Origin of the sequence: Halopseudomonas sp. (assembly GCF_038130085.1) — a bacterium.
In the GTDB taxonomy this organism is placed as follows: domain Bacteria; phylum Pseudomonadota; class Gammaproteobacteria; order Pseudomonadales; family Pseudomonadaceae; genus Halopseudomonas.
Genome location: NZ_JAYPMU010000015.1, coordinates 70,663 through 81,286 on the forward strand (window position 1 = coordinate 70,663; position 10,624 = coordinate 81,286).

Annotated in this window: 8 protein-coding genes and 1 tRNA gene; all 9 read left to right on the forward strand. The window is 59.1% G+C overall.

The window, feature by feature from the left end; genetic code table 11:
- The first annotated feature begins 121 nt into the window (after positions 1 to 121).
- The 9 genes from AAFM31_RS12485 (at position 122) to AAFM31_RS12525 (ending at position 10,490) form a co-directional block, all read left to right on the forward strand.
- On the forward strand, positions 122 to 1,309 hold the full coding sequence (locus AAFM31_RS12485; protein ID WP_341708261.1) for a thiolase family protein: 1,188 nt from the start codon (positions 122 to 124) through the stop codon (positions 1,307 to 1,309).
- Positions 1,310 to 1,503: 194 nt separating this feature from the next.
- Complete coding sequence (locus tag AAFM31_RS12490) at positions 1,504 to 2,496, forward strand: GlxA family transcriptional regulator (RefSeq protein ID WP_341708262.1); 993 nt, start codon at positions 1,504 to 1,506, stop codon at positions 2,494 to 2,496.
- Positions 2,497 to 2,563: 67 nt separating this feature from the next.
- Positions 2,564 to 3,772 (forward strand): aspartate aminotransferase family protein, encoded by a 1,209-nt coding sequence (locus tag AAFM31_RS12495; RefSeq protein WP_371833034.1) that lies wholly within the window; start codon positions 2,564 to 2,566, stop codon positions 3,770 to 3,772.
- 17 nt (positions 3,773 to 3,789) lie between these two features.
- Positions 3,790 to 4,809 carry an arginine N-succinyltransferase gene (locus tag AAFM31_RS12500; RefSeq protein WP_341708264.1) on the forward strand — a complete coding sequence of 340 codons (1,020 nt, stop codon included), beginning with the start codon at positions 3,790 to 3,792 and terminating at the stop codon, positions 4,807 to 4,809.
- Position 4,810: 1 nt separating this feature from the next.
- The gene (astA, locus tag AAFM31_RS12505) at positions 4,811 to 5,821 is read left to right on the forward strand and encodes an arginine N-succinyltransferase (RefSeq protein ID WP_341708265.1); all 1,011 of its coding nucleotides are present in this window, start codon (positions 4,811 to 4,813) and stop codon (positions 5,819 to 5,821) included.
- Between the two features lie 240 nt (positions 5,822 to 6,061).
- A complete protein-coding gene (alaS, locus tag AAFM31_RS12510; protein WP_341708266.1) occupies positions 6,062 to 8,683 on the forward strand; it encodes an alanine--tRNA ligase in 2,622 nt (873 codons plus the stop codon).
- A 71-nt stretch (positions 8,684 to 8,754) separates the two neighbouring features.
- Positions 8,755 to 9,990 (forward strand): aspartate kinase, encoded by a 1,236-nt coding sequence (locus AAFM31_RS12515; RefSeq protein ID WP_341708267.1) that lies wholly within the window; start codon positions 8,755 to 8,757, stop codon positions 9,988 to 9,990.
- A gap of 164 nt (positions 9,991 to 10,154) precedes the next feature.
- On the forward strand, positions 10,155 to 10,340 hold the full coding sequence (gene csrA, locus AAFM31_RS12520) for a carbon storage regulator CsrA (protein WP_083724804.1): 186 nt from the start codon (positions 10,155 to 10,157) through the stop codon (positions 10,338 to 10,340).
- Positions 10,341 to 10,399: 59 nt separating this feature from the next.
- Positions 10,400 to 10,490: transfer RNA gene (locus AAFM31_RS12525), tRNA-Ser, on the forward strand.
- Positions 10,491 to 10,624: the final 134 nt, after the last annotated feature.

The following is a 10,624-nucleotide window of genomic DNA, read 5'->3' on the forward strand; positions in this document are numbered from 1 at the left end:
CTAAATGGCGTTTTATCACGCCTGTCTATTGTGTTTACCCTCTGCGACTTCGCCTTTATGCTTGTCCGCCTCTGGACGGCAGAACCGTCCCAACCCATCGGCAACAAATGAGGTTACCGCAATGCGTGAAGTCGTAATCGTCGACAGTGTACGGACTGGTCTCGCCAAGTCCTTCCGTGGCAAGTTCAACATGACCCGTCCTGACGACATGGCAGCCCACTGTGTCAACTCGCTGCTTGAGCGCACTGGCGTTGACCCGAAGATGATCGACGACTGCATCGTCGGTGCTGGCTCCAACGAAGGTGCTCAGGGTCACAACATCGGTCGTAACGTTGCCGTGCTGTCCAAGATGGGCATCGACGTTGCGGGTATGACTCTGAACCGTTACTGCTCTTCCGGTCTGCAGGCTATCGCCATTGCGGCCAACCAGATCGCATCCGGCTGCTCCGATGCCATCGTTGCCGGTGGTGTTGAGTCCATCACCCTGACTGCCAAGAGCCGTAACACTGATCACTTCGTTAACCCGATCCTGGAAAAAGACTTCCCGGGCATCTACTACCCGATGGGTCAGACTGCCGAAATCGTTGCGCGTCGCTACAACGTGACCCGTGAGCAGCAGGATGCCTACGCGCTGCAGAGCCAGCAGCGTACCGCCCGTGCTCAGGCTGAAGGCCTGTTCAACGACGAAATCGTTCCGATGGCGGTTAAGTACCAGGTTCAGGACAAGGCCACCGGCGAAATCACCATCGTTGACGGTGTCGTTGATGCCGACGACTGTAACCGCCCGGACACCACCATCGAAGGTCTGAACAGCCTGAAGCCGGTCTTCGCTGAAGACGGTTCGGTAACTGCCGGTAACGCTTCCCAGCTGTCCGACGGTGCCTCCATGACCCTGCTCATGAGCCTGGACAAGGCTCTGGAACTGGGCCTGAAGCCGCTGGCTTACTTCCGTGGCTTCACCGTTGCCGGTTGCGAGCCTGACGAAATGGGCATTGGCCCGGTTTACTCCGTGCCGAAGCTGCTGAAGGCCCGTGGCCTGACTGTTGAAGACATCGACCTGTGGGAGCTGAACGAAGCCTTTGCTTCCCAGTGCCTGTACGCCCGTGACTTCCTGAAGATCGACAACGAGAAGTACAACGTCAACGGCGGCTCCATCTCTATCGGTCACCCGTTCGGCATGACCGGCTCCCGTCAGGTTGGCCACCTGGTTCGCGAACTGCAGCGTCGTGGTAAGCGCTATGGCATCGTGACCATGTGTGTTGGCGGTGGCATGGGCGCAACTGGCCTGTTCGAAGCCTACCGCGGCTGATTAGTCTGGCCGTTCATTCGACCTGACTGATAAAAAGGCGCTTCCCCTCGCGGGAAGCGCCTTTTTTGTTGCAGATTTATCACCGCTGTTACGGTGTGCAGCGTGTACCCTTGTGGCACAATGCGATTTTTCCGAATGAGACGGGATGCGCCCGGTGACGTGTCTGAACGAGCAGTTTTGCGAGCAGGGTGATCATGGCCACTGAGTTGCGCCGGGTCGTCTTTGCGCTGCTGCCCGGGGCGCACCCAGGCTGCCTGATGCCGGCTCTGTCGGTCCTGCTCTCGGCCAATCGCATGGCCGAGGAAGTCTGTTATCAGATCGAATGTTGTACGCTGGACGAGCAGTCGGTTCGTGCCGACGATGGTCTCTTGCTGCAGCCGGCGCCGCTGGATCAATGTGCCCCCGGGTTCGCTCAGCTCTGGCTGGTCGCCGAAAGTCTTTCCGCTTCAGATCATTTGCCCGATTGGCTGGCGCCGCGCTTGCGTGAGTGGCAGGCCGAGGGCGTGCTGATCGGTGGTCTGGAGGCCGGCGTTGCTGCACTGGCTGCGTCAGGAATGCTCGCCGGAGCCCGCTGCGCCGTGCACTGGCGCATGCTGGACGAGTTTCGTGAACGCTTTCCGGATGTGGAGGCCGTTACCCAGCTCTTTGTTTGCGGTGAGTCGCTGTGTTCAAGCAGCGGCGGACAGGCGAGCACGGACCTGCTGTTGTCGGTTGTCGCCCGCGAGCAAGGTCAGGATCTTGCGGCGCTGGTTGCTGAGGATCTGGTCATCGAGCGTATGCGCGATGGGGCCGAACGGCAACGCATGCCGCTGCGCAACCGGCTCGGCAGTAGCCATCCAAAGTTGACCCAGGCGGTCATCCTGATGGAGTCCAATATCGAAGAGCCGCTAACTACCGATGAGATTGCGCGTCACGTTTGCGTCTCTCGGCGTCAGCTGGAACGTATTTTCAAACAGTACCTCAACAGCGTACCGTCGCAGTATTACCTCGAGTTGCGGCTCAATCGGGCGCGTCAAATGCTGCTGCAGACCAGCAAGTCGATTATTCAGATCGGGTTGTCGTGCGGATTTTCGTCGGGGCCGCATTTTTCCAGCGCCTACCGCAACTGTTTTGGGGTTACGCCGCGGGAAGACCGCAATCAGCGCCGTGCTCAACAGGCTGCTGAAGGCGCAGCCAAAGATCATTGAGTCCGGATGCGCCGGGCTTGAATAAACGCGCACGCCCTGTGCGCCCATGTATAGAAAGGAGATGACAGTGTCAGCAACGGTCGGTCGGTCCGATTTTGATCGGGTGATGGTTCCCAATTACGCACCGGTAAACATGGTTCCGGTTCGCGGCGCGGGTTCGCGTCTGTGGGACCAGCAGGACCGAGAATACGTCGATCTGGCCGGTGGCATTGCGGTCAATGCGCTGGGGCATGCACACCCGGCGATGATCGAGGCGCTGAACGAGCAAGCCCACAAGCTGTGGCACGTCTCCAACATCATGACCAATGAGCCGGCGCTGCGGCTGGCTGACAAACTGGTGCGGGCCACCTTCGCCGAACGCGTGTTCTTCGCCAACTCCGGTGCGGAAGCGAACGAGGCGGCATTCAAGTTGGCGCGCCGCTGGGGCCACAACACTTGTGGCGCGCAGAAGCACCAGATCATTGCCTGCACTAACAGCTTCCACGGTCGTTCGCTGTTTACCGTCAGTGTCGGTGGGCAACCCAAGTATTCCGAAGGGTTTGGGCCGGCGATGGGCGGTATCAGCCACGTACCCTATCAGGACATCGCGGCGCTGGAAGCCGCCATCTCTGACGATACATGCGCTGTGGTGCTTGAGCCGGTTCAGGGCGAGGGCGGTGTCATTCCGGCCAGTACTGAGTATTTGCGGGCTGTGCGTGCGCTGTGTGACAAACACCATGCGCTACTGGTCTTTGATGAGGTGCAAAGCGGTATGGGCCGCACTGGCAAGCTGTTTGCCTACATGCAAAGTGGCGTCGTACCGGACATTCTGACCAGTGCCAAGAGTCTGGGCGGTGGCTTCCCGATTTCGGCGATGCTGACGACCGCTGCGATCGCCGAGCACTTCGTGGTTGGTACCCATGGCAGCACCTATGGCGGCAACCCGCTGGCTTGCGCGGTTGCTGAGCGGGTCCTGGATATCGTCAACACCCCGGCAGTGCTCGACGGGGTGCAGCAGCGTCATGAAACGATTCGTGCCGAGTTGGAGCAAATGGGTACTGAGTTTGGTGTCTTCTCCTCTGTGCGTGGCAGCGGTTTGCTGCTGGGCGCGGTGATGAGTGATACGTTCAAGGGGCGGGCGAAGGATGTGCAGGCGCTGGCTCAGGAAGAGGGTGTGCTGGTGCTCCAGGCTGGGCCTGACGTGGTCCGTTTGGCGCCGAGTCTGATTATCGAGCAAGAGGATATCGCCGAGGGCATGACGCGTCTGCGTGCTGCGCTGCGGCGGATGGTCGGCTAGACCACAGGGGGATTGGGATGCTGATGCTGCGCTTGGGCAGGGCTGCTGACCTGCCACAGATCGAACGCCTGGCGGCGGCCAGCCCGGTTGGGGTGACCGCGCTGCCGGCCAGTCGTGAGCGACTGGCCGACATCCTGGCGGCATCCGAAGCGTCCATGGCCGAAGAAGTGGTGTTCAGTGGCGAGGAACGCTACTTCTTCGTGCTGGAGGATACCGAGACCGGTACCTTGGCGGGCTGCAGTGGCATCATCGCCGCATCGGGCTTCCGCTCCCCCTTCTATACCTTTCGCAACGAGATGTTCGTGCATGCCTCGCGTGAATTGGGGCTGCATAACCGTATTCACGTGCTGTCGCTCTGTCATGATCTGACCGGGCACAGCCTGCTGGTCGGCTACCACCTGTCCGAGCAGTATCATCAGTCTGACGTCATGCAGCTCAATGCGCGTGGTCGCCTTTTGTTCATGGCCAGTCATCCGCAGCGGTTCGCCGAGTCCACCTCGGTTGAGGTTGTGGGTATCAGTGATGAACAGGGCAATGCGCCGTTCTGGGACGCGGTTGGTCGTCACTTCTTTGCGGTCAGCTATGCCGAGGCCGAGCGGATCGGCAGCGAGCGTGGGCGTGGCTATCTGGCGGAGCTGATGCCGGGTTACCCGATCTACGTCCCGATGCTGTCCGATGAGGCGCAAGAGGTGATTGGTCAGGTCAATCCGTCCGTTCAGGATGTGTTCGATATCCTCATGGATGAAGGTTTTGAGACCGACAACTACGTCGACATCTTCGATGGCGGCCCGGTAGTGCACGCCAAAACGGCGCTGCTTAACACGGTGCGGCATAGTGAACTGGCAGTTGTTGAGCTCGGCGAGCCGCAAGAGGGTGATGCGCTCTGGCTGGTTGCCAACACAAAAGTGTGTGATTTTCGTGCCTGCGCGCTGAAGTTGCGTTGGCAGCCGGGTGAGCCGGTAGTGGTGTCTGCGGCGACAGCGCAGGCGCTCAAGGTCTCGGCCGGTGACCGGCTGCGTCTGGTCAGGGGAGGTTGAGATGCTGGTTCGTGCTGCCTGTCTGCAGGATCTTGAGGGTCTGGTAGCCCTTGCCGCCAGCGCTGGCGGAGGGTTGACGTCGCTGCCAGCCAGCGAGGACAAGTTGCGTGATCGTCTGCTGCAGATCGAGCGCAGTTTCGCTGGCGCCGCGATGCAGGCTGATGCCGACTACCTGTTGGTCATGGAGGCGCCGGACGGGCGTATCGTCGGTTCCAGCGGCATGCTGGGCGCAGCAGGGCTGCGTGAACCCTGGTACAGCTATCGCATGGGGCTGACCGTTGCTGCCAGTACTGAGCTGGAGGTCTATCGCCAGCATCCGACGCTGTTTCTGGTCAACGACCTGACTGGTGCGACAGCGCTGTGCTCCTACTTCCTCGCGCCCGAGTTTCGTTGTGGTGATTTCCCGCGCCTGCTATCCAAGGCGCGCTTCATGTTCATGGCCGATGCGCCCCAGGATTTCTCCGAGCGGGTCGTCGTTGAGATGCGAGGCGTTTCTGACGCCGACGAGCGCTCGCCGTTCTGGGATAGTCTGGGGCAGCATTTCTTCCGTATGGACTTCGCTCGTGCCGACTACCTCACCGGTATTGGCAACAAGGCGTTCATCGCCGAGATGATGCCCAAGTTTCCGCTCTACGCCTGCTTTTTGAGTCAGGCGGCGCGGGATGCTATCGGGCAAGTGCATCCGGATTCCGAGGCCGGACGACTGGTGCTCGAGGAGGAAGGAATGCGGTATCAGGGCTACATCGATATTTTCGATGGCGGGGCCACACTGGAAGCGCAACGCGGCCAGATTCGCGCTATTCGAGACAGTCGTACACTGCTGCTGGCCATCGGTACGCCGGGTGATGAGGCGCAGCCCTATCTGATTTCCAACCGCGGCCGGGAAAATTGTCGGATGATCTCCGCGCCAGCTCGGGTTGCTGCCGGCACGCTGGTGGTCGCCGCCGAGTCTGCTGAACGGCTGAAGTTGCGTGCTGGCACCCTGGTCAGAGCGGTTTCGCTTACCGGTTGAGTTGGCTCGCGGGGCTCCAATAAATACCCGCTCTGAACCCGCTGGCATCTGCGACTGTCTGAAACTATGGTTGCCATAGTGAATATCAACGGAGCAGATAATGCATAGTGCGCGCTGATGCTTATATAATGCGGCTCTTTGCCAGATTGCGCGCTCTTTTCGGGGCAACTTCTCCACGCGGCGCAGATCGCGACATGCTCCCGACGTTCAGCTGGCCGACCCGTCTCTGGTAAGGGAATTATGAAAAGCGCAGAAATCCGTGAATCCTTCCTCCGTTTCTTTGAAGAAAAGGGCCACACCCGCGTTGCCTCCAGCTCGCTGATCCCGGCAAACGATCCCACGTTGCTGTTTACCAACGCAGGCATGAACCAGTTTAAAGACTGCTTCCTTGGGTTGGAGAAGCGCGCTTACACCCGCGCCACCAGTAGCCAGAAATGTGTGCGTGCTGGCGGAAAGCACAACGATCTGGAAAACGTCGGCTACACCGCGCGTCATCACACTTTCTTTGAGATGCTGGGTAACTTCAGCTTTGGTGACTATTTCAAGCGTGATGCCATTCACTACGCGTGGGAGTTCCTGACTTCTCCCAGCTGGCTGAATCTGCCGCAGGAAAAGCTCTGGGTGACCGTGTACGCCAGCGATGATGAGGCCTACGACATCTGGACCAAAGAAGTTGGTGTGCCTGCCGAGCGCATGGTCCGTATTGGTGACAACAAGGGTGCTCCTTACGCGTCGGACAACTTCTGGGCGATGGGTGACACTGGGCCATGCGGCCCCTGTACCGAAATTTTCTACGATCATGGTGCTGATATCTGGGGTGGCCCGCCGGGCTCGCCGGAAGAGGACGGTGATCGCTACATCGAAATCTGGAACAACGTCTTCATGCAGTTCAATCGCACTGCTGATGGCGTGCTGCATCCGCTGCCGGCGCCAAGCGTTGATACCGGCATGGGGCTTGAGCGCATTAGCGCGGTCATGCAGCACGTGCATGCCAACTACGAAATCGACCTGTTTCAGAATCTGCTTAGTGCCGCGGCCGCAGCGATCGGTTGCCCACAGGACAACGCCGCTTCGTTGAAAGTTGTTGCTGACCACATTCGCTCCTGCAGTTTCCTGATTGCTGATGGCGTGCTGCCGTCCAATGAGGGTCGTGGTTACGTGCTGCGCCGTATCATTCGTCGCGCCTGCCGCCACGGCAACAAGCTGGGTGCCAAGGGTGTGTTCTTCCACAAGATCGTCGCCGCACTGGTTGCCGAGATGGGTGAGGCGTTCCCCGAGCTCAAGGCGCAGCAGGCACATATCGAGCGAGTGCTGAAGACTGAAGAAGAGCAGTTCGCCAAGACCTTGGATCAGGGGCTGCGCATCCTCGAGCAGGATCTGGCCGAGCTGAAGGGCAGTGAGATTCCGGGCGATGTTGTCTTCAAACTGTATGACACCTACGGCTTCCCGGTTGACTTGACCGGTGATATTGCCCGTGAGCGTGATCTGACCATCGATGAGGCTGGTTTTGAGGCAGCGATGGAGGCGCAGCGCGAGCGCGCCCGTTCCGCCAGCCAGTTTGGTCTGGATTACAACGCCCTGGTGAAGGTGGATATCGAAACCCGCTTCCAGGGTTATGAGGGCACCGAAGGGCAGGGCACGGTTGTTGCTCTGTTCCGCGACGGCGAGCCGGTCGAGGTGCTGAACGCAGGCGACAAGGGTGTGGTCGTCCTGAATCAGACGCCGTTCTACGCTGAATCTGGCGGCCAGGTTGGTGATACCGGTTACCTGTCGGCTTCCGGCCTGCGCGTTGAAGTGTCCGATACCACTAAGGCGGGCAATGCCCACCTGCATCACGTGATTGTCCAGCAGGGCAGCCTGCGGTCCGGTGAGGAAGTTCAGGCACATGTCGATGCGGGTGTGCGTCAGGCCACCGCGTTGAACCACTCTGCAACGCACCTGTTGCACGCCGCATTGCGCGAGGTGCTCGGTGATCACGTGCAGCAGAAAGGCTCGCTGGTTGACAGTCAGCGCCTGCGCTTCGACTTCAGCCACTACGAGGCGATCAAGCCCGAGCAGCTGCGCCTGCTGGAAGATATGGTCAACGAGCAGGTTCGTCTGAACTCGTCGGTTGGCGTGGAAGTGACCGATATCGAGTCGGCCAAGAATAAAGGCGCAATGGCGCTGTTTGGTGAGAAATACGGCGACGAGGTGCGCGTGCTGACCATGGGGAACGGTTTCTCTGTGGAACTGTGCGGTGGTACCCACGTCTCACGCACAGGTGATATTGGCTTGTTCAAGATCACGGCGGAAAGCGGTATTGCTTCAGGCGTTCGTCGTATCGAGGCGGTAACCGGCGCTGGTGCGTTGGCTTGGGTTGCAGATACAGAAGAGCGCCTGCGTGAGGCGGCCGCTACCGTCAAGGGTAGTCGTGACAACGTACTGGACAAGCTTACTGCACTGGTTGAGCGCAGCCGCCTGCTCGAGAAGGAAGTGGAGCAGCTCAAGGCCAAAGCGGCCAGCGCAGCCGGGTCGGACCTGGCGTCGGCGGCTCAGCAGATTGGCGAGCGTACGGTGCTGGTACAGCGCGTCGACGGTCAGGACGGCAAGAGCCTGATGGCCTTGGTTGATCAGTTGAAGAACAAACTGGGCTCAGCAGCAATTCTGCTGGGTGGCGAGAGTGACGGAAAGGTTGTGCTGGTTGCCGGCGTAACCAAGGATCTGGCGGGCCAGCTCAAGGCGGGTGACTGGATTCGTACCACCGCGCAGGCGGTTGGCGGCAAGGGCGGCGGTCGTCCGGACATGGCTCAGGGTGGCGGCACCGACGTTGCTGCGCTGGACCAGGCGCTTGCTGACGCTGTCAGCTGGGTTGGACAGCAATAAGGGCGGCGCTCTCGCGAGCGCTGATGCAATGGTCGGGAGACCGACCTCTGGGTGAGGATAGACGTAGAAAAATGGCGCTTATTGTCCAGAAGTTTGGTGGTACCTCGGTCGGCAGCGTGGAGCGAATCCAGCAGGTCGCCGAGAAAATCAAGGGCTTCAAGGAGCGGGGCGACGATCTCGTCGTAGTGGTTTCCGCCATGAGTGGAGAGACCAATCGCTTGATCGACCTGGCCAAGCAGGTTCAGGCTGATCCGGATCCGCGTGAAATGGACGTTATTGTGTCCACAGGCGAGCAGGTCACCATTGGGTTGCTGGCCATGGCGCTTAAGGCAATCGGCGTTGAGGCCGTCTCTATGACTGGCCCTCAGGTACGCATCCTGACTGACAGTGCGCACGGTAAGGCTCGGATTCAGCAGATTGACGATGAGCGCATGCGCGGCGAATTGGCTGCGGGGCGGGTTGTCATCGTCGCCGGTTTCCAGGGGGCGGACGAAAGTGGTGCGATAACCACGCTCGGACGCGGCGGCTCTGATACCACTGGCGTTGCGCTGGCAGCGGCTCTGAAGGCCGATGAGTGTCAGATCTATACTGATGTCGATGGTGTTTACACCACGGACCCGCGAGTTGTTGAGCGTGCTCAGCGCCTTGACCGCATCACCTTCGAGGAGATGCTTGAGATGGCCAGCCTTGGTTCCAAGGTTTTGCAGATCCGCTCGGTTGAGTTTGCTGGTAAGTACGCAGTGCCGCTGCGCGTGCTGCACAGTTTTAAAGAAGGTCCTGGCACCCTTATTACCCTTGAGGACAATGTATCAATGGAACAACCCGTCATCTCCGGTATCGCGTTCAACCGTGACGAAGCCAAATTGACTATTCGCGGCGTGCCGGACACTCCCGGTGTGGCGTTCAAGATCCTCGGTCCGGTCAGCGCGGCGAACATCGAAGTCGATATGATCGTGCAGAACGTTTCGATGGATAACACCACCGACTTTACCTTTACTGTGCATCGCAATGAATTCCGTAAAGCAGAGGCTATTCTTAAGCAAATAGCGGCGGATATCGGTGCGCGTGAAGTGGCGGCGGACGACAAGATCGCCAAGGTGTCGATCGTGGGTGTCGGCATGCGTTCGCATGCGGGTGTTGCCAGCAGCATGTTTGAGGCGCTGGCGAAAGAGGGGATCAATATCCAGATGATCTCTACGTCTGAAATCAAGGTATCTGTCGTTATCGACGAGAAGTACTTGGAGTTGGCAGTACGTGCGCTGCATACCGCGTTCGGGCTGGATGCTCCTGCCTCCAGTGATGCCTGACGGGCATTGAGGAGGGTAGGCAGACTGCCGCCTGATACAGTCTGCTGCAAGGGCACGGTCTCTGGCTGCCGTGTCCGCCTGCGTCATTGGCTATTTTGATGGCGTCAGGCTTCTAGCCGGTTTTTTGCAGAGCTGTGTCCTGATCATTAGCAAGGAGAAATGGAATGCTGATTCTGACTCGACGGGTTGGTGAGACCCTGATGGTAGGTGATGAAGTGACCGTGACCGTACTGGGTGTAAAAGGCAACCAGGTACGTATAGGCGTCAACGCGCCGAAAGAAGTCGCGGTTCACCGCGAGGAAATTTACCAGCGCATTCAGAAGGAAAAGGACGAAGAACCAAATAACTAATTTTATTGAGTTTTTCGTTGCAATAATAAAATCGCGCGGGTAATATTCCCCGCGTGTTCGGAGAGGTGGCCGAGAGGCCGAAGGCGCTCCCCTGCTAAGGGAGTATACCTCAAAAGGGTATCGCGGGTTCGAATCCCGCCCTCTCCGCCATTTTCAGAGTTGTAGGCTGTGTCAATCGTTAGCTTCTGAATTTAAAAGAAAAAACGTTTGACGAAGTGAAAAAAGAGCCTATAATTCGCCCCCACACGCACTCGTAGCTCAGCTGGATAGAGTACTCGGCTACG